This is a genomic window from Proteus sp. fly-1067, from assembly GCF_040139345.1.
GTDB classification, from domain to species: domain Bacteria; phylum Pseudomonadota; class Gammaproteobacteria; order Enterobacterales; family Enterobacteriaceae; genus Proteus; species Proteus vulgaris_B.
On the sequence record NZ_JBEEUL010000007.1, the window covers coordinates 20,509 to 46,164 of the forward strand.

General features: G+C 37.7%; 23 protein-coding genes. 4 read left to right on the forward strand and 19 right to left on the reverse strand.

Translation table 11 applies throughout. The features are described 5' to 3' along the window. The first annotated feature begins 552 nt into the window (after positions 1-552). The gene (locus ABN217_RS11000) at positions 553-945 is read left to right on the forward strand and encodes a YidB family protein (RefSeq protein WP_072069498.1); all 393 of its coding nucleotides are present in this window, start codon (positions 553-555) and stop codon (positions 943-945) included. Positions 946-1,037: 92 nt separating this feature from the next. Here ABN217_RS11000 and ABN217_RS11005 read toward each other — a convergent pair whose 3' ends face one another. Both ABN217_RS11005 and metE read right to left on the reverse strand, forming a co-directional pair. Further along, entirely contained in the window at positions 1,038-1,865 is an 828-nt protein-coding gene (locus ABN217_RS11005) for a hypothetical protein (RefSeq protein WP_072069499.1), read from the reverse strand. 176 nt (positions 1,866-2,041) lie between these two features. Then, entirely contained in the window at positions 2,042-4,315 is a 2,274-nt protein-coding gene (metE, locus tag ABN217_RS11010) for a 5-methyltetrahydropteroyltriglutamate--homocysteine S-methyltransferase (RefSeq protein WP_164525885.1), read from the reverse strand. 106 nt (positions 4,316-4,421) lie between these two features. Between metE and metR the strand changes: the two genes are divergently transcribed. Continuing rightward, positions 4,422-5,375, forward strand: coding sequence for an HTH-type transcriptional regulator MetR (gene metR / locus ABN217_RS11015; RefSeq protein WP_115351170.1), 954 nt, complete (start codon positions 4,422-4,424; stop codon positions 5,373-5,375). On the opposite strand, the gene ABN217_RS11020 is transcribed toward metR, so the two are convergent. The 6 genes from ABN217_RS11020 to ABN217_RS11045 form a co-directional block, all read right to left on the reverse strand. Next, the gene (locus ABN217_RS11020; protein ID WP_196554330.1) at positions 5,290-6,162 is read right to left on the reverse strand and encodes a carboxylate/amino acid/amine transporter; all 873 of its coding nucleotides are present in this window, start codon (positions 6,160-6,162) and stop codon (positions 5,290-5,292) included. The genes metR and ABN217_RS11020 overlap by 86 nt on opposite strands. A gap of 2 nt (positions 6,163-6,164) precedes the next feature. After that, the gene (locus ABN217_RS11025; RefSeq protein WP_072069503.1) at positions 6,165-7,814 is read right to left on the reverse strand and encodes a Na+/H+ antiporter; all 1,650 of its coding nucleotides are present in this window, start codon (positions 7,812-7,814) and stop codon (positions 6,165-6,167) included. Positions 7,815-8,207: 393 nt separating this feature from the next. Beyond that, positions 8,208-8,711, reverse strand: coding sequence for a GNAT family N-acetyltransferase (locus ABN217_RS11030; protein WP_072069504.1), 504 nt, complete (start codon positions 8,709-8,711; stop codon positions 8,208-8,210). Between the two features lie 127 nt (positions 8,712-8,838). Next, entirely contained in the window at positions 8,839-10,185 is a 1,347-nt protein-coding gene (locus ABN217_RS11035; protein ID WP_164525884.1) for an NCS2 family permease, read from the reverse strand. 758 nt (positions 10,186-10,943) lie between these two features. Further along, on the reverse strand, positions 10,944-12,131 hold the full coding sequence (locus tag ABN217_RS11040; protein WP_349459402.1) for an MFS transporter: 1,188 nt from the start codon (positions 12,129-12,131) through the stop codon (positions 10,944-10,946). Positions 12,132-12,331: 200 nt separating this feature from the next. Continuing rightward, positions 12,332-13,078, reverse strand: a complete 747-nt coding sequence (locus tag ABN217_RS11045) for a sulfite exporter TauE/SafE family protein (protein ID WP_502929698.1) — start codon at positions 13,076-13,078, stop codon at positions 12,332-12,334. 184 nt (positions 13,079-13,262) lie between these two features. Between ABN217_RS11045 and ABN217_RS11050 the strand changes: the two genes are divergently transcribed. After that, positions 13,263-13,841 (forward strand): helix-turn-helix domain-containing protein, encoded by a 579-nt coding sequence (locus ABN217_RS11050; protein WP_069368071.1) that lies wholly within the window; start codon positions 13,263-13,265, stop codon positions 13,839-13,841. 47 nt (positions 13,842-13,888) lie between these two features. Here the strand turns inward: ABN217_RS11050 and ilvN are convergent, their stop codons facing one another. Beyond that, a complete protein-coding gene (gene ilvN / locus ABN217_RS11055) occupies positions 13,889-14,173 on the reverse strand; it encodes an acetolactate synthase small subunit (RefSeq protein WP_006535577.1) in 285 nt (94 codons plus the stop codon). 3 nt (positions 14,174-14,176) lie between these two features. Next, positions 14,177-15,874, reverse strand: coding sequence for an acetolactate synthase large subunit (gene ilvB, locus ABN217_RS11060; RefSeq protein ID WP_072069508.1), 1,698 nt, complete (start codon positions 15,872-15,874; stop codon positions 14,177-14,179). 91 nt (positions 15,875-15,965) lie between these two features. Between ilvB and ABN217_RS20665 the strand changes: the two genes are divergently transcribed. Continuing rightward, positions 15,966-16,133, forward strand: a complete 168-nt coding sequence (locus ABN217_RS20665) for a hypothetical protein (RefSeq protein WP_420902346.1) — start codon at positions 15,966-15,968, stop codon at positions 16,131-16,133. Between the two features lie 190 nt (positions 16,134-16,323). Here the strand turns inward: ABN217_RS20665 and ABN217_RS11070 are convergent, their stop codons facing one another. The 9 genes from ABN217_RS11070 to rbsK all read right to left on the reverse strand — a co-directional run bounded on the left by ABN217_RS11070 (position 16,324) and on the right by rbsK (position 25,576). Continuing rightward, positions 16,324-17,835, reverse strand: coding sequence for a YfcC family protein (locus ABN217_RS11070; protein WP_197269609.1), 1,512 nt, complete (start codon positions 17,833-17,835; stop codon positions 16,324-16,326). A 101-nt stretch (positions 17,836-17,936) separates the two neighbouring features. Next, positions 17,937-18,884 (reverse strand): carbamate kinase, encoded by a 948-nt coding sequence (gene arcC / locus ABN217_RS11075; RefSeq protein WP_196554325.1) that lies wholly within the window; start codon positions 18,882-18,884, stop codon positions 17,937-17,939. A 15-nt stretch (positions 18,885-18,899) separates the two neighbouring features. Next, complete coding sequence (gene argF / locus ABN217_RS11080) at positions 18,900-19,892, reverse strand: ornithine carbamoyltransferase (RefSeq protein WP_196554324.1); 993 nt, start codon at positions 19,890-19,892, stop codon at positions 18,900-18,902. Between the two features lie 134 nt (positions 19,893-20,026). Then, complete coding sequence (speFL, locus tag ABN217_RS11085) at positions 20,027-20,128, reverse strand: leader peptide SpeFL (RefSeq protein WP_109372621.1); 102 nt, start codon at positions 20,126-20,128, stop codon at positions 20,027-20,029. Between the two features lie 306 nt (positions 20,129-20,434). Then, on the reverse strand, positions 20,435-21,223 hold the full coding sequence (locus tag ABN217_RS11090; protein WP_197269611.1) for a sulfite exporter TauE/SafE family protein: 789 nt from the start codon (positions 21,221-21,223) through the stop codon (positions 20,435-20,437). Then, complete coding sequence (locus tag ABN217_RS11095; RefSeq protein ID WP_197269612.1) at positions 21,223-22,074, reverse strand: MurR/RpiR family transcriptional regulator; 852 nt, start codon at positions 22,072-22,074, stop codon at positions 21,223-21,225. The genes ABN217_RS11090 and ABN217_RS11095 overlap by 1 nt, the downstream gene beginning before the upstream one ends. A 24-nt stretch (positions 22,075-22,098) precedes the next feature. Continuing rightward, positions 22,099-23,463: a PTS transporter subunit EIIC gene (locus ABN217_RS11100; protein ID WP_197269613.1), complete on the reverse strand. Its 1,365-nt coding sequence runs from the start codon at positions 23,461-23,463 to the stop codon at positions 22,099-22,101. 42 nt (positions 23,464-23,505) lie between these two features. Beyond that, on the reverse strand, positions 23,506-24,417 hold the full coding sequence (gene murQ, locus ABN217_RS11105) for an N-acetylmuramic acid 6-phosphate etherase (protein ID WP_349459403.1): 912 nt from the start codon (positions 24,415-24,417) through the stop codon (positions 23,506-23,508). 238 nt (positions 24,418-24,655) lie between these two features. Next, positions 24,656-25,576, reverse strand: a complete 921-nt coding sequence (rbsK, locus tag ABN217_RS11110) for a ribokinase (protein WP_196554318.1) — start codon at positions 25,574-25,576, stop codon at positions 24,656-24,658. Positions 25,577-25,656 lie beyond the last annotated feature (80 nt).

Below are 25,656 nucleotides of genomic sequence, written 5' to 3' on the forward strand. Positions count from 1 at the left end.
GACAAAACCAATGTTCATTAAATTAAGACTTACTTTATCAGCTTTACAGACCTTTTTAGTGACCAATATCACCTACAAGGCGCCAAACAAAGTAACAATTTCATAAAATTGTGATTATCATCACGAAATATGGCGTTCGAAATACATTATCAGCAAATACATTATCAATATTTGCTGACTTCAATCATTCACTAAAATAAACATTTCATTTATCAGTATAGACGGCGCAAATACCTTGATGCACATATACTCTAAATAATTCAAGTTGTAGCCAAGTTGTAGCGAGGCGACAAATGAACGAGACGTTAGGAACATACATAAGTATGTGACTAGTACGAATACACATCCCTGCGAAGATATACTCTAAATAATTCAAGGTGCAGCTAGGCGACAAGTGAATGAGATGCTAGGAGCATACATAAGTATGTGACTAGTACGAATGAACGCCGTCAACAACGCTGCAACTTGAAGTATGACGAGTATAGCGCGTACACTACCCGCCTTTAAAATTAACATCTAATGTGTGGCACCTATTTTGTCACTGGAGTGATCATGAGTTTATTTAACCAAATTGCAAGCCTACTAGGTGGCGAAAAAATCAATCAATATAAAACTGTCCTCGACTGGGTTGAGTCTCAAGGTGGCATTGAAGGCTTAATAAAGCAATTTGATACAGCGGGTTTAAGTGAGCTAATCCAATCTTGGATAAGTACAAATACAAATTTACCTATCAGTGCTGAACAAATCGTAACTGTTTTCTCATCGCCTGTTATTAACGAACTTGCGTCAAAGATTAATTTAAGTGCAACTGAAGCTTCTGAAATGGCGGCACAATATCTACCTAAACTCATTGATAAAGTGACGCCTGATGGAGTGGTACCTAAAGATTTAGATTTAGTCAGTGCAGGGATGGATATTTTAAAAGCGAAGATTTTCGGTGGTTAAATAAACCAACTATTTTAATCGTGCCTATTTAATGCGTTTCCTCTTACATCCCATAAGAGAAAACGCATTATGTTCTTAATAATTAAAATTGATTACAGCAAACCTTCTTCAATTAACGCGTCATGGAAACGTTGTTTCTCTTCTGGCGTTGCTTGAATACGCTCTAAAGGCACATCTAAAGCATAAGGGATATTTTGTTGTGGTGAATAAACAGCTAAGACATAAGTATTTCCATTTTGCTCAATCACAATAGGAGGTGTTTTCTTATTTCCTGAATAAGCAATACGAATATCTTTACCATCTAAGTTAAGATGATAAGTTGCAATAAATTGCTTATTACTCACAACCATTTTTGCCGGGATTGCTATTAATTTTAGAGGCTGAGTGCCCACTGATAATAATGCTTTTCTCACCTTACTCGTCAGTATTTGACGATAAATAAAAAAGATCACACTAAAACCAAATAAGCCGATAAAAATAATCGTACTAATTAAGCGAAGCCAAATATTATCTATCGCCACATCAACGGTCATTTTACTGAGATCATTTGCATCAGCGACGGGTTCAACTAACACATCTTTAGGGCCTAAATCTAAAAAAGTAAAATTACGCGAGACTTCATTGCCTTTATAGCGTAAGTCAACACTACAATTAGTCAAAACAAAGAGTTGAGAGCGACAAGAGCCATTTACTGTAGCATCAACAGGTACTGCATTCTCACTGATTTTATAATCATAAAGAATATTGGGAATTTGATAAGCACTAAATACAGTCATTGCTAACATGAAAATAACTAAGAATAAGGTGCGAAATAATCCACCATCTCCTCTTAGTGGAACTAATTTCAAAGGTCGAGTTGGAAAAGCATCTAATACCTTATCCGAAAGTTTAATGCTAGTTTGCACAATAATTATATCCATAAAATTAAAGAGTTTTCGCAGTATAGCAACTCTAATGAATATCAATAATAAGATTTGTTCTGAGTTTTAATTAATACTCTTTTTTATTTATATAAAATTAGCCTGCTATTTTGATGATGTAACTCTTTATCAAAGTAATCATTCAAAAAATAGCAGGCTAATAAGTAATTATTTTATTATGCGTTTTGGCGTAAATATTTAGCCGCTTCCACCATATTTGCTAATGCTGCACGTGTTTCAGTCCAGCCTCGTGTTTTTAATCCGCAGTCTGGATTCACCCATAAACGCTCTGCTGGAATACGCGATTGCGCTTTTCTTAATAATCCCACAATCCATTCCACATTGGGCACGTTAGGTGAGTGAATATCATAAACACCTGGCCCAATTTCATTTGGGTAATCAAAGTGTTCAAAGGCTTCTAAAAGCTCCATATCTGAACGTGATGTTTCGATAGTAATCACATCAGCATCCAATGCAGCAATAGAATTCATGATGTCATTAAACTCGCAATAACACATATGAGTATGAATTTGGGTGTCATCATCAGCAACAGCGGCACTTAATTTAAAGGCATCAACGGCCCAATCAAGATAAGCTTGCCATTCATCACGACGCAGTGGTAATCCTTCTCGTAAGGCTGGTTCATCTATTTGGATTATACCAATACCCGCTTTTTGTAAATCGTCTACTTCATCACGTAGTGCTAACGCAATCTGTTTTGCAATTGTTTCACGCGTCACATCTTCACGAGGGAACGACCAACATAAAATTGTCACTGGCCCTGTTAGCATTCCTTTGACTGGCTTTTCAGTTAATGATTGTGCGTAAGTTGCCCAATCCACAGTAATGGCTTCCGGACGACTAATATCTCCAATAATCACTGGTGGTTTTACACAACGTGAGCCATAACTTTGTACCCAACCATTTTGTGTAAAGACATAGCCATCAAAATGCTCGCCAAAATATTCCACCATGTCATTACGTTCAGCTTCACCATGCACTAATACGTCGAGGCCTAGGTTTTCTTGCTCTGTTATCGCTTGCTTAATATGTTCACTGATATTTTTGCGATAAGCGACTGTATCAATATTTCCTTTTTTAAAATCAAGGCGCACAGTACGAATTTCAGTAGTTTGTGGAAATGAACCAATGGTCGTGGTTGGCCATAATGGCAGATTAAACCGAGCACGTTGAACTTCTGCGCGTTGGGTATAAGGTGAATTTCGTTCACTGTCTTGCGTTTTAATCGACTCTAAACGAGCGGCCACTTTGGCATTATGCACGCGAGTAGAATGTTGACGTTGACGAATTGGGGCACTGTATTGTGCTAATTGATCATCATACTCGCCTTCGGGTGCATTTAGTGCCCTAGTCAACAAAGCCACTTCTTCACATTTTTGAATAGCAAAAGCAAACCAACTTTTTACTTCATCATCAAGTTTAGTTTCTGCCTTTAAATCAATTGGGCTGTGCAGTAATGAACATGAAGTTCCGATCCATAATGGACGTTTATCTTTTAGCGCAACGACTTGCTGATAACGTGTACTCAAATCGGCTTTCCAAACATTACGGCCATTAATGACACCTAATGACAGCACCCAATCTTTAGGTAATGTTTGATGTAAGTGTTGCAAATCATCTTGGCCTGCTGAAACATCAACATGAAGCCCATTAATAGGTAAGTCCTTAATAATATCAAGATGATGAGAAACACTATCAAAATAAGTTGTCAGTAGTAATTTAACCTGCCCCGTTAATGCTTGATAAGCAGTTTGGTATGCGTTTTGCCATTCAATTGGTAAATCCAAGACCAATGCAGGCTCATCAATTTGTACCCACTCAATACCTTTTTCTTTTAATGCATTAAGAACTTGTTGATAGATAGGTAGAATTTCTTTTAAAAGCGTTAATCTATCAAAATCAGGTCCTTTTACTTTGCCTAACCAAAGATAAGTCACTGGACCCAGTAGCACCGGTTTTATTTTATGACCAAGAGCTAATGCTTCATCTACTTCATCTAATAACTCTTTCCATGCAAAGGTAAATGATTGACCTTGTTGGAATTCTGGCACGATATAGTGATAGTTAGTATTAAACCATTTCGTCATTTCAGATGCGGCAACAGGTTTACCCGTTGGCGCTCTACCACGCGCAACTCTAAATAATGTATCAAGATCTAATGAGCCATCTTCATTACGGTGACGAGGTGGCACGTTGCCTAACAATAGACTTGTTCCTAATACTTGGTCATACCAAGCAAAATCACCAACAGGTAATAATTCGACACCTGCATCTGCTTGTTGCTGCCAGTGACGAGCACGAAGTGTTTTACCCACTGCGATAAGTTCTTCTTGTGAAATCTTGCCTGCCCAATAATTTTCTTGTGCCTTTTTTAGCTCTCTATCTAAGCCAATACGAGGGAAACCCAGTGTGTGATTGCGAATTGTCATAATTAAAATCCTATTTTTAGCCGTCTAGATGTTTACACATCCATAATCTACAGGTAGTGTATAAATCACAAGCGCAAATTTTTCATCAACAACCTGAAGGTTTCTCATGATAGAAATAAAACACTTAAAAACGATATTGGCACTAAAGCACACTGGCTCTCTTGCTAACGCAGCAAATCAACTACATCAAACACAGTCGGCTCTTTCACATCAATTTAGTGAATTAGAACATCGTCTGGGTTATCGAATTTTTGTGCGTAAAAGCCAACCACTGCGTTTTACTCCACAAGGTGAAGTACTGGTCAAATTAGCTGAAGAAGTTCTGCCTATCGTACGCAGAGCGATTGAAGCGTGTAATGAGCCGGGGAGTTCAAATTTAAATATTGCGATTGAATGCCATAGTTGTATTCAATGGTTAACACCCGCATTACAGCAATATCGCCAAACATGGCCTGAAGTCAATGTTGATTTCCATTCGGGGGTTACGTTTGATCCACAACCAGCATTACTACAACGTGAATTAGATGTAGTACTAACTTCTGATATTTTAGATGATGCACGTTTACACTATACTCCGCTGTTTGACTATGAAGTTAAACTGGTTTTATCGCCCGACCACCCTCTCGCAAATCGCTTACATATTCAGCCACAAGATTTAATTGCAGAAACCTTATTTATTTATCCTGTGCAAAGAGAGCGTTTTGATGTGTGGCGCCATTTTTTACAACCCGCAGGAATAACACCACATTTTAAACATGTCGATAATACATTGTTGTTAATTCAAATGGTTGCGGCTGGCATGGGGATCGCTGCTCTACCTCATTGGGCAGTAGAGAATTTTGAAAAACAAGGATTAGTGGTGACAAAAACATTAGGCGAGGGATTATGGAGCCGGTTATATGCAGCCAATCGCAGTGGAGAGCAACATCAACCGGCAATTCGTGAATTTATTCGTTTATCAGGTCAGCACGCTGTTAACAATCTTCCTTTTGTAAAACAGGTCGGTGTATCCAGCGTCGATGGAACCAAAGTGATGCAACAATCAGGCTCGCGCCTATGATGAAACTTGGCCAATTTGGATGTTGTTGCCAAATAGAGAAATTCACTAATAACCCAGCTGGAACCATCATGTTATTCATAATAGCTAAGGTTCCAGCATCAACTTGTGTAGCACCATAGTTCCACATGAAATAGCCTATCCCAGAAGCCCCTATTCCTAACCAGAATAAAACCCCCCATTGTAGTGATGTTGTTGGCATTTTCTGCCAATCAGCAAAACACAATGCACCAACCAGTGAAACGGTAACTGCACCAAGATAAAACCAAGAAAACGCATGATGTTGTGGAATTGGATGTACTTCCATTAATCGCTTATAACCCACTTGGCCAATAGCAAAGAAAATATTAGCAAGTTGCACTAATAACAGCCCATACCAAAAATCATCACTTAAATGGTCATAACGAATAATAGCGGCGCCTAACACTGCTAATAAAGAGCTGAATGCATAACCCCAGCGTAATTTTTGACGTTCTAATAGATCATAAATTAACGTGACATAAAGCGGTGTTAATACGGTAAACAGTAAGAATTCTGCGACGGTCAAATAGTTATAAGCATGGAAGACAAACAGATACATGATACCAAGTTGGCAAGCTCCCACACTCATATAAAGCAAAATTACCTTAAAACGAATTCCCTTCCAACGTAAGAAAGGTAAAAAGACCAAAGCCGCTAAAGAAACACGGATCAAAACAGAGAGCCAACTATCAACCTGACCCGCGAGATATTCGCCAATCAGGCTAAAAGAGGCTGCCCATAACAGTGTTGTAATAATGAGCAACCACATAATTAACTATCTTTCTCAACTAACAGTGCTTCCATTAAATCCAATTCATGTAGCAATAATTGGAGTGTTTCATTACTGATTTTTCGCGTAGCCCTTAAATGGTAAAGCTCACCACGCTCAGCACGTAATGCAGTTAGGCGAAAACGTCTTTCAAGATCTTCTTCTAACATGTTATGAACCATTTCATCTTGAGTTGCAGTACGACGTCGTAAATAGCCCGTTACCCGAGAAGCAACTTCATTAATTTCTTCTGCATCGAGTTGCTCTTCTGTACTCGCAGCTAAACGCTCTTCCATTTTATTCAAGCTGACAATCGCCACTTCTGCCATGATTTTTCGCGCATAACGAACTTCATTTTTATCAGCTTCTTTATCGGTAGTTTTCACGCCTTTCAACAAGAAAGGAAGCGAAATAATACCGACAAGGATTGACAGTAAAATAACACCTGCTGCGATAAAGATGATTTGATAACGCCCAGGGAAAGTACTGCCATCGGTTAAAAAGAGTGGAATAGAAAGCGCACCAGCAAGAGTAATCGCACCACGAACACCAGCAAATGATGAAAGCCACAGTTCACGCGTTGTATAATTAGCGAAATCAAGTGGGTGTTTTTTCATAAAGATACGGCTAATTTTTTTCATCAGCCATAACCATGTAAAGCGTAAAATAAGTAATGCAAAATAGATGACGAATACGGCAGCAAACAACATCCATACTTCAACTTCTGGATCAAGATCCGCTTGAATAACAGAGCTTGTCCAAATAATCGGAAGTTGTAAGCCAAGCATAATAAAGACCAGGCCGTTAAAGACAAATTCAAGCATTGACCACACACTATCAGCACGTAAACGCATTGCGAGTGGTGCATTACGAATAACACCGGATTTACTGATAGTCATACCGGCAGCAACTGCAGCTAAAATTCCTGAAAAACCAATATGCTCTGCAATTAAGTAGGATGCAAAAGGTAGCAATAACATAAAGACGATTTGTGTAGCAGGATCATCACCACTCCAGCGACTCATTAATCGCAGAGATTTACTGTAAATCAAAGTGACACCAATACCGGCTAGTAGCCCGCCAACAGCGACTTTAAAGAACTCAAGTGTTGCGCCACCCACAGTAAACACCATGGTGCCCATTGCAACAGCAACCGCAAATTTCAAGGCAACCAGACCTGAAGCATCATTCATTAATGCTTCACCCTCTAAAATGCCCATTATCCGCTTAGGTATTCGCCCTTTACCGACAATAGAAGAAAGTGCTACCGCATCCGTTGGAGAAAGCACCGCCGCTAATGCGAATGCAGAAATCAGAGGGATACTTGGCATCATCCAATAAATTAAATAGCCAATACCAACAACAGTTACCATCACTAAAACAAGCACAAGAATAAAAATTTCACGCCCATTTTGAATAAATTCTCGTGTTGGCGTTTTCCAACCATCAACAAACAACAAAGGAGGGATCAATAGGACGAGGAATAATTCAGGATCAAAAGTGACATGTAAACCAAACTGAGGCCATGCCAATAAAGCCCCTATCACAATCTGTATTAATGGTAACGGAACACGAAAGGGAATTAGTTTTGTAATAACTCCCGAAACTGAAACCACCAGTATTAAAATCAAAATAGTAAAGAAAATTTCCATGTTACCCTTACATGCCTATTTTTATCCCAAAAACCTGTTATCTTTTCCTTAAAAAAGAAAACCCTACTGAATGATAAAAAAACACACCCTGCAAAAACTTATGCGCCATGCCTTTCTTTACCTTTCCTTATTTTAAACAGATCCCACACAGACTCATGCGCGATTATTTAAAATTAAGATTAATCGTATCTAACGTAACAAATTGCACACTTCTCATTACTCTCTATTTATTAACGGCATTAAACATAGAAAGCATACGTTTTTATTTCTCTTTTTCCGTCTAAACGATGTAATTACTCGTATACAAACGTAAAACATTAAGAAATTAAATAAAAATAACAAATAAAAGACAATATCGATTAATTTTTAGAGCCACATCGCTTATTTACATGATTATTCAATCGTTCTTAACATCGACATCATGACAACATCACAATACTTTCCGTCTCTAAATGCCGCTTTACGACGTATACCTTCAACTTCAAAGCCTAATTTTTTATATAAATGTAAGCCTTTTTCATTATCTGAATACACTTCCAACTCTAAACGTGTTGCGGCTAGCCAATTGAATGCATAATCGATTGCTGTATTGATAAGTAACTTACCGACACCTTTTCCGGAGTACTCGGCACCCACACCAATACCAAAACTTACAATGTGGCGACGACGAGGATGATTATCAATTATCAGTGCTAAATGTCCCGCAACTTGACCATCAATAGTTGCTACAAAATTAGGAATATTTTGTTCTGCAAATTCGAGTAATCTTTTTTTCCACATCGTCACAGAAGGGTAAGGAAATTGGCAAGTACAAATATATAAATCAGGATGAGTATATAACTGTTGAATTGCGGCTGCGTCGTCTGGTTCGCCATGGCGTATTTTTATTTCTTGCATATATTCTACCAATTATTTAACAACTAAGCTTAATTTCGACAATAACGAATTAAAGTAGATAAATAAATAGTAAAAAAGCGGAATATAGATATATTCCGCTTTTTGTCTTTAAAACCGATGATTCGAATTAAATCGCCCACTCACCCGCATAAAATGCCACTAAAGCAATTGTAATTAATACGGTACCAATATTGAGTTTACGCCATTCGCCGGCAAATACTCGACCAATCACTAAACAACCAAAACCTAGCATAATGCCAGTAACAATATTACACGTTAAAACAATAAAGACGGCACACACCATGCCTGACATTGCATCAACAAAATCACTGAAATCTAACTTAGTGACATTACCTAGCATCAATAAACCCACATACATTAATGCAGGTGCCGTTGCATAAGCTGGAACTAAATAAGAGAGAGGCGATAAGAAAAGGATCAGTAAAAATAAAATACCCACCACTGTTGCAGTTAATCCGGTTTTACCACCTGCAGCTGTTCCTGCAGCTGATTCAACATAAACGGCTGCAGGTGCAGCACCAATTACACCTGCAAAAATACTACTGACAGAGTCAGAAGTCAGTGCTTTTCCGCCATTAATAATTTGTCCACGTTTATCTAATAAATTGGCTTGACCGGCAACGGCACGAATAGTCCCGGTTGCATCAAAAATCGCAGTCATCACTAACGCAAGAACACTTGGTAGAACTAAAGGTTGTAATGCCCCTTTAATATCCATTGCGAATAATAAAGAAAGCCCTTCTTCACCTAATTGAGGCATTTTAAAAACACCTTGATATTTTACATTAGGATCGAAAATCAGCCCAATAATAGAAATGGCAACAATCACCAATAATACGCCACCTGGGACTTTGCGTTTTTCTAATCCGAAAATAGCAGCTAAACCTGCAAGTGACATCAGAACAGAAAATGAAGTAAATTTACCCATCGCCACAGGTAAACCATCTAATGGATTTTTAACAACAAGTCCAACGCTATTGGCGGCAATTAAAAGTAAAAATAAACCTATCCCTATTCCTGCGCCATGAGCAATACCTGTCGGAATATTTTTTAAGATCCAAGTACGAATGCCAGTTAATGAAAAGACAGTGAATAAACACCCCATTAAAAATACGGCGCCTAATGCAACAGGCACAGAGATATTTTGTCCCAAGACCAAGCTAAAAGCGGTAAATGCTGTTAATGAAATAGCACAACCAATCGCCATAGGAAGATTTGCCCACAATCCCATTAGAAGGGAGCCCAATCCCGCGACTAAACAGGTTGCAATAAAAACTGCAGTATGCGGAAAACCAGCTTGTCCTAGCATGCTAGGAACAACAATCACGGAATACACCATAGCCAAAAAAGTCGTCAAACCGGCGATCATTTCTTTGCGAACAGTTGTACCACGAGCTGTAAGTTTAAAATAGCTATCCAGTTTACCAGTAGTTGCTGATTGATTAGCAGACATTACATTCCTCTGACATAAAAGCGGTTCACTCTCCAAAAAACGAAAACGATTACGTATCAATTAAAATAACCTCTTACTGATAAGGATCTTAAGAGGGAGTCAAAAGCAAACGTTTGGTTTTTCGTGTGGATTGAGTGAGAGAATTTGACGCAAACGATTATCTTGTGCTTTTAGGGTAAGAATCAAGCGAAAAAACATATTTTTAATAAAAATGTCATAAAAAGATAATTTAAAGTGAGAGAAAAAGAAAAAGAGGAAAGCCACTACCGACTTTCCTCATCATTCTACTTTTGTGCGGCCATCCAATGTCATGCTTATTCCATAGTATAAAAAAGATTAACCAATTGGTTTAATTGAATTTATATTACATACCATGATAACTAGGTATATCTATCTATTATTAGTAACTTTAATAAGTTGCTTAGATAAATAATACCTTCCGTTCCCAATGTGTGGCGATTAATGATTTGCAGTATTCATGATTTTTATCTGAAGATAGTATTATCTTCTACTTCTAACGTTAGATGAATAAACGTCGTTTTAGCAAATTACTTCTGTTCAATATAAACATTTCTAGATTATTCTTAATAACTTTTAAAATAAGTACAATTACGAAAGATAATTATAATCATTTATAAAAAACAATAAGATAAAATTTGAATATTGAGAAATTAAGAAAAGGAAGACTTCCTCTATCGTATTCCTATCACCCTAAATGGAATACGATAAAGAAGAAATAATATTAAGATGAAATAATATTAAGGTGAACTGCTATTGAGTGCTTCAACACCCACATTCCAACGTTCCATCGTTGAAACTAAGAATAAACCTGTCATGGCGACCAATAGGAATGGTAGTGAAGATGAAGAGATTTCTGACAACGCCCCTGCCAGCAAAGGCCCAGATAAATTACCCACTCCCCATAACATGGCTGCTGATGCATTAGCGACCATCAGATCATTACCTGAGAAATATTGTCCTATTTGCACCAATGCAATGGTATATATCGCACCCGCTGTTGCGCCCAACACCAGTAATAAAGGCCAAATTAAAAATGAGTGAGACATAGTGATAGGTAATAATAAGCTTGCAAGTAGCGTTACCACACCACAAATTCGATATAATCGAGTCCTATTCATATGATCAGCAAGCCAGCCAAACGGCATTTGCATAATGGCATCACCTGCTAAAATCGCGCTTATCATCATTGCGGCAATAGCTTCAGTGTGTCCCATACTTAAACCATAAATAGGAAACATAGAAAGTACGGTACCATCAAAAAAAGCAAAGAAAACAATACCGCCACAGATTGCTGGTGCAACTTTAACAAAGCGAATAATAGAAAAATTAGGCTCTTGTGTATCTTTTGGTAATTTATCACCCGTTTTTTGATCCATCATTAAAAACAGGATAATTGAGATAATATGAATAAAGACGCTAATTAGAATCGGTGTTTTATCTGCAACGCCATAAAGTGCAATAATTGAAGGCCCTAATAACTGGCTAATAGTAAATACCGTGGTATATACCGCTAAAATCCGCCCACGTTTATTATCTGGTGAAAGCTCATTAATCCACGTTTCTCCTAAACAAATCATCACACCACTGGCAATACCAGTGATTAATCGCAAAGGAAATAACAACTCTAGAGGTAAACTTCCCATTAAGGGTAATAAGCTTATTGCAGAAACAATGGTAGCTAATAGCATGGCAAAGCGTTTACCAATCCATTGCACAATACGTCGAGCAAAGGGTGAAATAATTAACATCCCAATAGCTGGTGCGGCAGAAATAAGTCCGATGATAGATTCACTAATACCCGCTAAATTGAGGCGTAGTGCAACCATGGGAATAGTTAATCCGATAACAATCCCGATAACGCCAATACTTACCGTGATAGCTGTTATCGCAAAAACTTCAGATTGGCGATAATTTTGATATGACATGTTATTTTGTTTCTGTAAGTAACAGAAACCTCTGTAATAAAAGAAAGGTAGTTAAATAAAATATTGTTATATTATAGGGGATAAGAAATAGATAAACATGCTTAAAAAATAACATTAATTAGTGAAAGATCTCCATTTGGCGCACGAAGATCTTTACCTTTCACAACATTCTCACTCCATCGTAAATTACCCTAAGGATCTTAAGAGAAATAACGGTAAATAAGCACAGCACCAGATATCAATACAATGGTATAAATCACACTCATAAATCGTGCTTTCGACATACGTAATGTTAAATTTCGTCCTAACCAAACACCTGCAAACATGGCTGGTAAGAAAATAACAGCTAACTTAAGAATATCTAATTGCCAATAAATTCCTGCAAATAAAAAAATCACAACTCGAGTTAATGTACTGAAACCAATCAACGTCGTTTGTGTAATACGGAATTTATTTTTATCTGCAATTCGTCCTGACAAGTAAATGGCATATAAAAAGCCACCACTGCCAAATAACGCACTAAATACGCCACCAATTAATCCAAAAGGATAAACTAAACGTTGAGAAAATCGGCTTTCTTGTTTTTTCCAAAATAGTGCATAAAGTGCATAACAAGCAGCAAAAATACCGAGAAGAAGAGAGAGTAAGTCCGGGCGGGTTGTTAATAGAATACTCGCACCGATAAGACTACCAATAATAATCAGCGGAATAAGATAGCGTATCTCTTTGAAATCAGCTTGTTTTCCATCTCTTAATACATTAACCACAGCGGCACTTAAATCAATTAATGCCAATAATGGCACTATCATTGAAAGTGGTAAATAAATTGCCAATACAGGACCTGCAATTAATGCTGAGCCAAATCCTGCCATACCAAAAATAACATAAGCAAAAAATAAGGTCAGTAGGCATACAAAAATATCAGCCCAACTCAGTAATTCCATCACAATAAGCCTTAAATAGTTATCATTTTCAAAAATGATATTAGCTTAATTATTAAAAATCGAACAGCTATCATAAGGCTATTCACAAAATACAGCAGAAATAGGATCTCATTTTCCGAAGACGGTTAATTAGTGTTATCATCTAATAAGAATGGCACTTTTAAACTAACGATATTTTGAATTGGCAATGAACCCACAACCTCCTAAAAAAACGAATGAGTACCTTGGTAATAAAGTCAAACAACTAAGACAATCTCGAAACTTGTCACTTAATGAGTTATCAAGAAAATCGGGAATATCCAAGGCTGCATTGTCAAAATTAGAATCTGGTGATTCTAATCCGAGGATCGATACCTTAGAGGCTATCGCAATAGCGCTTGGCTTTCCTTTGGGAGATTTATTTAGTTTTACACGCGAAGAATACCCTCGTTTAGAACGACATAAACCTATCGTTGGTGATTATGCCCAAGAGTTTAAATTCCGTATTGGTATCGGCAATATTACTGAGATTTGGCATATTGAGATGAAGCATGGCGCGATTATTAATAGCCCTGCTCACGCTGATGGTACTCAAGAACACATCATGGTCTATTCCGGTAAATTAATGATGCGTTTTGATAACGACGAAACCGTCTTATTAGAAACTGGGGATTTTTACGCTTTTCATGGCAATGCCCCCCACTCTTATATCTGTGTGGAAGGACACCTACGCGCATCCGTGATTATGTCTAGCCCAAATCAACAGCATTATCATCACCGCCCTTAAGCACGATATTGGCTCGCTCTTAATGATAAAGAGAGAGCCAATCTGCATTAATTTAAATAACTTTCCATTTGCTCAAAAACTCGTAAATCGTCGCTAAATCTCACTTCTTTTACATCTTCAAGCTTTTCTACCTGACTGACCATCTGCATTAGGCGATCATCTTTTTGCACTAATAGCCAAATACGACTTTTATCACTATTTTTCATTGGTAAACACAAAATGCCATCGACGTTAAATGCGCGACGAGCAAAGAGACCACAAATATGGGTCATAACACCGGGATGGTTGCGAACAATCAATTCCAGCGCGATAGGTTGTGATTGGTTTGACATAAATTAAGCTCCTATCATCTCAATATTTGCAGCCCCTGGTGGAACCATCGGAAACACTTTTTCATGGATATCAATCATAACGTGAATTAAGCAAGGCCCTGGTTTTTCAATAGCAGCTTGCAATGCACCAGCGGGATCTGCTTCCTGGTTTAAGTCACAGGTATCTAAACCAAAACCTTGTGCAATACGGATAAAGTCTGTTTGATAAGGGTAAGCCGCGGCATAAATACGCTCTTCAAAAAATAGCGTTTGTTGTTGGTGAACTAATCCTAATGCCTGATTATTAATCAAAATAATTTTGATATCTAATTGGTGTTCAGCCGCAGTGGCAAGCTCTTGAATATTCATCATAATACTGCCATCCCCCGAAAAGCAGAGGATTTTCTTATCTGGCTCAGCTAACGCCGCACCAATTGCAGCAGGTAAACCAAAACCCATCGTGCCTAATCCACCTGAAGTTAGCCATTGTCGAGGTCGATTTAACGGATACGCTTGTGCTACCCACATCTGATGTTGTCCTACGTCAGTCGTAATAATCGCATCATCATCTACGCAATTTGCGGCCGCCAATACAATACCGTAACCACTCAGAATATTTTCAGAGTTTTTCATCTCTAATGGATATTCTTGTTTCAGTGTCGTAACACGTTCTATCCATTCATTACGTTTATTGGTATTAATCAATGGTAATAACAGTGATAACACTGATTTTGCATCAGCATGGATCGCGATATCAGGGCGTTTGATCTTGCTAATTTCAGCGCGATCGATATCAACATGAATAATTTTAGCATTAGGGCAAAACTTCTCTGCTTTACCGATGGCACGATCGTCAAATCGAGCCCCTAATACAATCAACAGATCCGCTTCTTCTAAAATAAAGTTAGTACTACGAGTCGCATGCATACCCAACATCCCCAAATACAAAGGATGTGAAGGTGGCATTAAGCCTAACCCCATTAAGGTCATGGTTGTTGGCAGATTATTTTTCTCTGCCAATTCAATTGCCTCTTTACATGCCTCAGAGCTAATAATTCCCCCACCTAAATATAAAACGGGATTTTTAGCTTGATTAATCATTTGTGCCGCTTGTATCACTAAATCAGTATTAAAGGTGGGAACAGGATCCTTTTGTGGAATAGGTGGTAACGCTTCTAATGTAATTGTGGCTTGCTGAATATCTTTAGGCACATCAACCCAAACTGGTCCCGGTCTCCCTGACATTGCTAAACGGAATGCATCACAAATAATGCCAGGTAAGTCCGCAATATCGCGTACTAAATAGTTATGTTTAGTAATGGGAATAGACATGCCATAGGTATCAACTTCTTGGAAAGCATCGGTTCCGATCATGGCTGAAGAGACTTGGCCTGTAATACAAACCAAAGGAATAGAATCCAGTTTAGCATCAGCAATAGCTGTCACTAAATTCGTAGCACCTGGACCACTTGAGGCAATACACACAGCAGGTTTACCATTTGCTCTTGCAATACCTTGTGCAATAAAACCCGCACCTTGCTCATGGCGAGTTAAAATATGTCGAATAGAGTTACTTTGGCTCAATGCATCATACAAAGGAAGTGCAGCTCCACCTGGAATACCCGCAACTGTCGTAATGCCTTGTCGTTCCAGTAAATAAACGATTAATTGTGCGCCAGTAAACGTTCTACTTGTTGTGGCGTTTTCTTGTTGATCACCCATTTTTATCTGTCCTTTGTTCTAAGCCGGACTTGATGGGCAGGTAGAAATGAAAAACCCCGCCCGGTTAGTGCGCCGGCGGGGTTTCGAAACTGTGTTGATTCGGACCCGTTACGGCGCTTTGCCGACGACCACCACCACACGCACGACAACCACAGCCGCAATGTGCGCTGTTAGTCGTAGGCTTTGTAGTAGAGTAGTGATGATCATGGGTTACCTATCAATTAATTTAATGATGTGTTTACGTGTTATCTGTATTTAAAAAAACATAACTTCTACAAATTAACAACCTTTTTTTTCGGTTTATTTTTTATCACCACTAAAAACGAGAGCTAGATCACTTCTAATGAAAATCAAAAAATAATGACGATAACAGCACAAAAAACCAGATTAATTTCACATTACAGAATAACCAAAAATCCTTTTATCTGCGTAAACACACCAACTCAATTTTATAAAAACGCAACTTGCACTAAGAGTAATGTTGCCGAAAGTACAAACATAAATACCACCATTGGCATAATAAATTTGAGCCATTTGTTATAGGAGATATCTAACATTTGCAAGGTTGCTAACACCAGTCCAGTAGGAGCTAAGAACAACATAATATATTGCCCCCAATTATATGCTGACACTACCATATAACGAGGAACACCGACTGCGTCTGCTAATGGTGCCATAATTGGCATCGCTAAAACCGCAAGGCCAGAAGAGGAAGGAACAATAAAACCTAAACAAATAAAAACAACGAGCTGTGCTAATAAGAATAGGCTTGGTGGCATTCCTGCAACCATATGAGACATAAACTCAAGGATAGTATCGGCAATTTTACCTTGTTCCATCACAAGGTTAACACCTCGCGCTAAACCAATAATTAATGAAACGCCTACTAATTCAGATGCCCCGTGAATAAATCCATCAATGGCCGTTTTTTCTTTTAATCCAGAAAGGAAAATAATGACGATGGCAATGGCTAAAAAGAGAGCAGCCATTTGTGGAAACCACCAGCCCATATCCATGACACCCCAAACCATAATAGGGAAAGCGGCAACAAATAAGCAGAGGATCACTTTACGACGCCATGAAAATTCTAATATTTCGCTTGGATCGTAATTACTTAAAAAGCGCTGTTTAAAACTTTCGGCATTTTCATAGTTATAAGAAAAAGCAGGATCTTTTTTGATTTTTTTACAATACCAATATAAATAAACCAAAACGCCAATTGTACCTATAACTAACCCAATCGTACGAAAGCCAATCCCTTCAATAAAACTTATTCCTGATGCATTTGAGGCAATGACCACAGAGAATGGATTAACGGTTGAAAATCCAGCCCCCATTGAAGACGCAAGAAAAATAGCCCCCACACACACAATAGCGTCATAACCCAATATTAAGAATATCGGTACTAATATGGGATAGAAAGCTACGGCTTCTTCTTCAATCCCACAACTTGTCCCGCCTATGGATAATATAATCGTGACACCAAATACCACTAAAAACTCTTTACCTTTGGTTCGATTTGCCAGTGCTGTTAAACCTGCATTGAATGCACCGGTTTTATTAACAACCCCAATAAGCCCCCCCAAAACAAGAATGAAAACAATAACATCAGCTCCCTCTATCGTCCCTTTCACCATACTTTCGGTAATATCCATTATCCCTTTGGGTTGCTGTGCTACACGTTCATAGGTTCCAGGTATCGCTATTGGTTTTTTAATTGTTCCATCAGTAAATTTATTAATTTCAATAGAGACATTTAAATCGTTTAATGTCGCTTGAGTTGCAGGTAATACTTCATGAGAACCATCTATTTTCGCAACCACTAATGATGGTTCTGCTGAGTTATAACTTAATCGTTGATATTCGCCTGCCGGAATAATCCACGTTAAACCAACCACAATTACTGTAATTGCAAATAAAATAGTAAATGCGGTCGGAAACGCAAACTTTTTAAGTTTCATAGCGTCCTCGACTTAAATAAGAGGTAACGACTGCCAGTAGAAATAATATCTAACTGGCAGTGTTTATTTTTAAAATTAGTTTTAGAATAATAAAAACAATATTAATTAGAGATAATTATTGTGCCTGTTTTTCCTTCTAAAGCAGATAATGCATTATCTAAAGAAGTAATAATTGCTTGTGCATCCTTGTGACTTTCTTTTATAAAATTAAGACAAGCTTCAACTTTAGGTAACATACTTCCTTTAGCAAATTGCCCTTGAGAAATATATTCTTCAGCTTGAGAGAGTGTTATTCTATCTAAGTTGACTTGCTCTGGTTTATTAAAATTAATTGCCACTTTATCAACAGCCGTTAATATCAGTAAAATATCCGTTTTTAATTCGACAGCTAATTTAGCACTGGAGTTATCTTTATCAATAACGGCATCAATGCCCTCTAATAAATCATCTTTCCTAATAACAGGAATACCACCGCCACCAACCGTGATCACGACGATATTGTGTTCCACTAACTGTTTAATAATCGGTGATTCTACAATTTCTAACGGCTTTGGTGATGGAATAACGCGACGATATCCACGCCCTGCATCTTCCATAAAATGAAAACCATGCTCTTTTTGAATCGCCTCAGCTTGCTGTTGAGTATAAAACGCACCAATTGGTTTTGTAGGTGATAAAAAAGCAGGATCATTTTTATCAACAACCACTTGGGTCACTATTGTTGCACATCCATGATTTTTATTTAGATGTCGTGCACACAATTCATCATTAATAGCTTGTTGTAAGTGATAACCGATATAACCTTGGCTCATCGCACCACATTCAGCAAATGGCATATAAGGCGTGCCAATATTTTGTTGTGATGCATAATCCATAGCTAAATTTATCATCCCAACTTGTGGGCCATTACCATGACCAATAATGACTTGGTAACCTTTCTCAACCAAATCTACGATAGGCTTAGCGGTTTTTCGTACTATCTGCTTTTGCTCTAGTGGCGTATTTCCTAATGCATTTCCCCCTAAAGCAATAAATACCTTTTTAGGCATTGTTAACTCCTTGCTTTAGCTTAAAGTGGCGAACATAACTGCTTTAATGGTATGCATACGGTTTTCAGCTTGATCAAAAACTTTTGATTGGCGAGATTCAAAAACATCATCAGCCACTTCCATTTCACTCAAACCAAATTTCTGATAAATATCTTCACCAATAATAGTTAAACGATCGTGAAATGAAGGTAAACAGTGTAAGAAAATCGCATGAGGATTTGCCATTTTCATCATAGAACTATTCACTTGATAGGCTTTTAATAAGCGAATGCGCTCATCCCATACACTATCTGGCTCACCCATTGAAACCCAAATATCGGTATAGAGAACATCCGCGTCTTTTGCCCCTTTTTCAATATCCTCGGTTAACGTGATAGAGCCTTCATTTTCTGCCGCGATTGCACGACACTCTTTCACCAGTTGCTCTTCAGGCATTAAAGATGCTGGGCCACACGCTGTAAAATGTAAGCCTAATTTCGCACAAACCACCATTAAAGAGTTAGCAACATTATTGCGAGCATCACCAAAGAAAGTCAGCTTAAGCCCTTTTAAATGACCAAAGTTTTCTTCAACAGTCAGCATATCCGCCAACATCTGAGTTGGATGGAATTTATCAGTAAGACCATTCCATACTGGTACTCCTGATTTCGCCGCCAGCTCTTCAACTAATGACTGATCGAAACCACGATATTCAATACCATCATAGAAACGCCCTAACACACGTGCAGTATCTTCAATAGACTCTTTTTTCCCCATTTGTGATGAGCCAGGATCAAGATAAGTCACCCCCATTCCTAAATCATAGCCCGCAACTTCAAAAGCGCAGCGTGTCCGTGTTGAGGTTTTTTCAAATAATAAAACAATGTTTTTACCTTCCAAAGAACGATGAGGAATACCGGTCATTTTTAATGATTTAAAATGTTTAGATAACTTTAATAAATATTGAATTTCAGCAGATGAAAAATCGAGTAATTTTAAAAAACTTCTACCTTTAATATTAATAGACATAATAATCCTATCTCCTAATTATTCTGATAATAATAGAGTTAAAAATGATTTTTTATTTATAAAAATAGAGACTCCCCCAATAACACACGTTATTAGGAAATATGCTTTATATTTTTAGCGTGAGGAAAGAGAGCTTAGCCGTTAAAAACGGAGAAATGAAAGCATTGACGTTGTTTATACATCATAATGTGGGCAATACGTCTAATATGAGGCGTTTTCCTATTATTATTTTCCATAATACTAGTACCTTCATCTATAGGTATTAAATGAGGGTTACAGTGAAACATATAGGAATTAACATTAATGTGATTATCATCTCAATTATCTATTTATGACTAAAATCATATCCCATTAAAAACAAATAATAAATAAAACATCCCATTAACACACATATATTATAAGGAAAATTTAATTTATATTATTAAACTATCTCAATTAAATTAATAAGATAATACAAAATAAACCAATAAAAATAATCAGACTTTATTTGGTTATTATTTATGAGATTTTATAAATGTTAATACCAATGATATATTTTAACATTAAAATAATTTAGCCAGCATCATTACAGCACTACAAATAATTAAAACTAAAGTCGCATACTGAAACACCCTATCAGGCATCCTTATTAGCAACCATTTAGACAGTGGAATCGAGATCAACGAGCCTAAAAATAACAAAAGCGCCAAATGAATATCCGTATGCCCGTCTTGCATATAAGCCAGTGCCGAAGATCCCGATAACAATGTTGTGGTAAATATAGAAGTACCAATGGCCTGCTTAATAGAGAGGTTTGCATAACGTAGTAATAACGGTAATACAACTACACCGCCCCCCACACCGGTTGCACCTAAAATAACCCCTGCCATAACCGCAGGAAGTAAAAGTGCTTTAATATTTAAAGGTCCTAGTTTTATATTTTCAATCACAACCGGAGGTGATGAGAAAAACATTCTCTGCACAAAGAGAAAAAGAGAAAAAACAATCGCCCCCACGACAAGCGCATTAATTCCCCACTCTACTTGTTGCTGATACTGCTCTAATGAACCCAAATAGTTAACCAAAACGCTGGCCAAAAAGGTACTTGGTAGCATTATTCCTAATACAATCATTGCTCTTTTAAAAGGAATATTGCCAAGGCGAAAATGCATATAAGACGAGGTGACCTTCATCAACATCGATAATAAATTTGCAGTCGCCACAGCCATTAATGCATTCATACCAAAAAAATACGTCAATACAGGTAAAACAATAACACCGCCACCCACGCCCGTTGTGCTAATAATTAAACCAATAGCAGCACCCACCGCTAATGTGGTAATAAGTAACATTATTGATTTCCTTGCATGACAGCTTCTCGCCCTTTTAATAAGGCTTTTTCTGCTGACTCACTCGCCAGTGTCATATATTTAAAAAACAACACATCAAAGGCGACCATTTGTAAAACTTGTGGCGTGATCACCCCTAATTGAGAATGCTGTTCGTCATAAAAATAGGGCAATGTATAATCGGATAATCGAGTTGCTTCATCTTGTCCAAAACGCGTTAATGCCACCGTTAAACAGCCTTCATTCTTTGCTGATTTCAGCATCCGATTAATATCCGCCGTATTTCCTCTAGCCGTGACAGCAATAGCAATATCATCAGAAGATAAATTAGCGGAATAAGCCAGTTGAGCATGAAGATCCGAACTAAATAAGGCGTTTTTATTCACACGAATAAGCTTATGAAAAATATCACTTGCTACAACTGCTGATGCTCCAATACCAAACAGGACAATACGTTTAGCTGAGACCATTTTTTCAGCCAGCAGATCAATACACTTGGGATCTAACAAAGCCAATGAATCCTGAATAGCGCTAGTAAATAGATGACCTGTTTTTGAAATAATTAATTCTGTCGGATCTGTTTTCGCTAAATTACCATAAAGAATATCGCCACTGCTTTTTTGTTGCTTTTCTTCTGAAAGATAATCAATTTTAAATTCAGGATAACCACGATATCCCATTTGACGAGAGAAACGGATAACAGAAGCACTACTTACACCGGCTTTAAGTGCCAGATCAGCCGCATTCATACTGGCAATATTCTCACTATTCTCCAATAAATAATGAGCAATACGTTGTTCTGTACCTTTGCCTTGTGTTAGCAAACTTTCAAGCTTTTTTGTCAGCGTTGACATTCTGTTATCCTTTTTATCACTGGCTTATTTTTCTGGATCAGTAAAACCCATTAGCATACTGGCAATAAAACCGACAATCCATGCACCTAATACCGCGATCAGGAACTTAATAATTTGCCCATCACCAACTAACGGAATTAATGATAACCCAGCAGTACCAAATGGAATAATGATCCCCACTTGGAAATATGCCATTAATGCACCACCAGCAGCACCACCAATACATCCCGCTATAAAAGGTTTTCCTAATGGAAGAGAAACACCAAATAATAGCGGCTCACCGACACCAAAAATACCCACAGGTAATGCGCCCATTAATGTTTTCTTTAAACGTTGATTTTTAGTACGTAGATAAACCCAAAAACAAGAGCCTACTTGCCCCATTCCGCCCATAGCTAAAATAGGGAACAGGTAATTTAAACCAAAAGTATTTAAGATTTCAGTATGAATAGGAATTAATCCTTGATGTAATCCTGTTAAGAGTAAAAATAAGAAACTCCCCCCTAACGCAGCACCAGTTACAACCGCACCACCACCTTGATTTAATAGTGATAATGATACGCCTTGCGCTAATAACTGATTAAGGTAATGACCGATAGGTTGGAATATCATAATTGCCACAAGTGAAGAGACTAAAATCGTCACAAAGGGCGTAAGAATAAGATCGAGACTCTCTTTAACGATGCTACGAAACCACAGTTCTAATTTTGAAGAGAATACCACCACCATTAAGACGGCAAAAATCCCACCACTGTTTGGCTGTAATTTCTCACCAAATAACGTGATATCAGCAAGCCCTGGCATGGCTAATAATCCAGCCATTACCGCGCCAATCGAAGTTGATGCCCCCAACTCTTTCGCTGTATTTATCCCAATCATAATGGAGAGATAAGCAAAAACGGTACTGCCGATTAATTTGAATAATTTAAATAACTCAGGGAACTGATCTACTAAACCGGGAGCCATTAAACGAATAATATTAATGAGCCCCATAATCAAGCCACAGCCAATTAATGCGGGGATCGTAGGAACAAAAATAGCTGCTAACGTATTAAGCATACGGCGAATAGAAAACCCTTTTTTCACAGGTGTTGACGCAGGCTCATCTTCACTACTTGCTGAACTTTTTTGCATACGCTTATTCATGATGGAATAAACTTTTGCAGCTGTTCCCATTCCGACAATCACTTGATGTTGCTCACCATTAAATACAACACCTTTAACGCCTTCGACTTGTTTTAAAGCATCAGCATTAAACAGCGCACTATCCTTTAAAACCAATCGAATGCGAGTCATACAATGTGTTAAGGTTGCCACATTTTGAAACCCACCAGCATGTTTTTCTATTTCTATTGCTAACGTGTCGAGGTGTTCTATTTTATTAGCCATATGTATGCCTGCTAAAGTTCAGAGTATTTACTCATATTGTTATTAATTAAATAGGGCAAGTTGCTGTTGTAGCGAACGATAAGGATATTGCTGTGTGATTTGCTCAACTTTCTCCACACTTAGATGAAGCTCATACATTAAAATGGCTTTTCTAGGATGATAATTAACCATTTGTAATAGTGTTCTGGCTCTTTCATTGGAAATTCCACACACTTCGCTAACAATACCTTCAGCACGACGTTGTAATTTCTCATTACTCGCAATCACATCTACCATCAGGTTTTTATGCACTTTACCGAGCTTAGTCATTACACTGGTGCTTAACATACCCAAAATCATTTTTTGAGCTGTACCACTTTTCATTCTTGTAGAGCCAGTTAATACCTCTGCGCCTACGTCTGGTGCAATAGATAAATCAGCAATCTCACTCATCTCACTTTTTCCACGCGTGGTAATAGATATTGTTAACGCTTTTAATTCCTTGCCATATTGCAACGCGGCAACCGTAAAAGGAGTTCGGCCGCTTGCAGCAATACCAATAACGACATCTTTATCACTAACATGGCGACGTTGAAGCTCTTCAATTGCCGCCTCTTGGTTATCTTCAATATTTTCAACTGCTTTTAGCATTGCATCATGACCGCCTGCAATAATTGCCTGCACTAATGTAGAAGGTACACCAAAAGTTGGCGGACATTCGGCACTGTCTAATACCGCTAATCGTCCACTCGTTCCTGCACCAACATAAAAAATACGCCCACCTTTTTGCAAACGTTCAGTAATTTTTTCTACCGCATAGGCAATAGCTGGTAATTCTTTTTTGACTGCATTTGCAACCGTCATATCTGCACTATTGATTAATGTGACCAATTCCAATGCACTTAACTCTGAAAATTGGGTTGTTTCTTGGTTACTTTCATTTTTAAGACATTGGCTCAATGCATCTTCTTTCATCACAACAACCTTATGAAACTAAATTTCAATTAAAAATACATTTAATGAAATTATATTTCAATCCTATTTGTCCTGATGGTGTGAAATAAATCACATAATACGAGATCTTTTTCTGTAGAGAAAAATTTAATAGTCATCATCAATATAATTTAATTAATTGATTTCAATGGAGTTCTCTCAATTATCTTATGAGCTAGATAACTGAGAGAATAGAAAGGAGTGGTTATGAAAAAGGATATTACTTTGCTTGTGACAAAAACTGCCCAAACTCTTCAATACTCGGATAAGAAGATTGTGTGCCTTTTCCGGCGACACTTAAGCCTGAAAACATCACCGCTTTATTTAATGCTTCTTCAATATTATTAGTGTGAACATAATAATGGGAAAAACAACCAATAAAGGCATCGCCTGCTCCACTGGTATCTATTGCATCAACTTCAATAGCAGGAATGTATTTTTCAATTTCACCATTCATCCATAATGCGCCCTTCTCACCTAATGTGACGATGACATTCTTAAAGCCTTTTTGTAGTAAAGAACAAGCGGCTTCGCGAATTTCATCCATTGTGGTGATTGGCATACCTGTCAAAATTTCAAGCTCTGTTTCATTCGGAACAAAAAAGTCACAACGGGCAGCAATATCAAGATCTAATGCTTTTGAAGCAGGTGCAGGGTTAAATAACACAGGAATATGGTGTTTGTTACCAAACTCAATAGCGTGATAGACCGTTTCAAGCGGGATTTCTAATTGCAGTACAATTATTTTGCATTTTTTCAGGCTATCTGTCGCTCTATCAATATCTTCTGGTGACAAATGTTGATTAGCACCCTTAACAATTAAAATACTATTTGATGATTGAGAAGTCACAAAAATAGGTGCAACACCGCTTGTTGTACCCGGCACTTTTTCAACATAGCGTGTGTTAATGCCATAAGATCCTAAATTCATGATGGTGTTATCCGCAAAAATATCATCGCCAACTTTTGTTAACATCATCACTTTTGAATTTAATTTAGCAGCAGCAACCGCTTGATTTGCTCCTTTACCACCACAACCAATTTTAAATGCCGGCGCCTCAAGGGTTTCACCCTCTTTTGGCATCCTATCTATATAGGTGATCAAATCCACCATATTTGAACCAATCACTGCGATATCCATAGCGCCTCTTACTCTTATGTAAAATTTATAAATGTGAAAATAGTGACATTCCGATAGATGTATAACAGTATAATGTTATT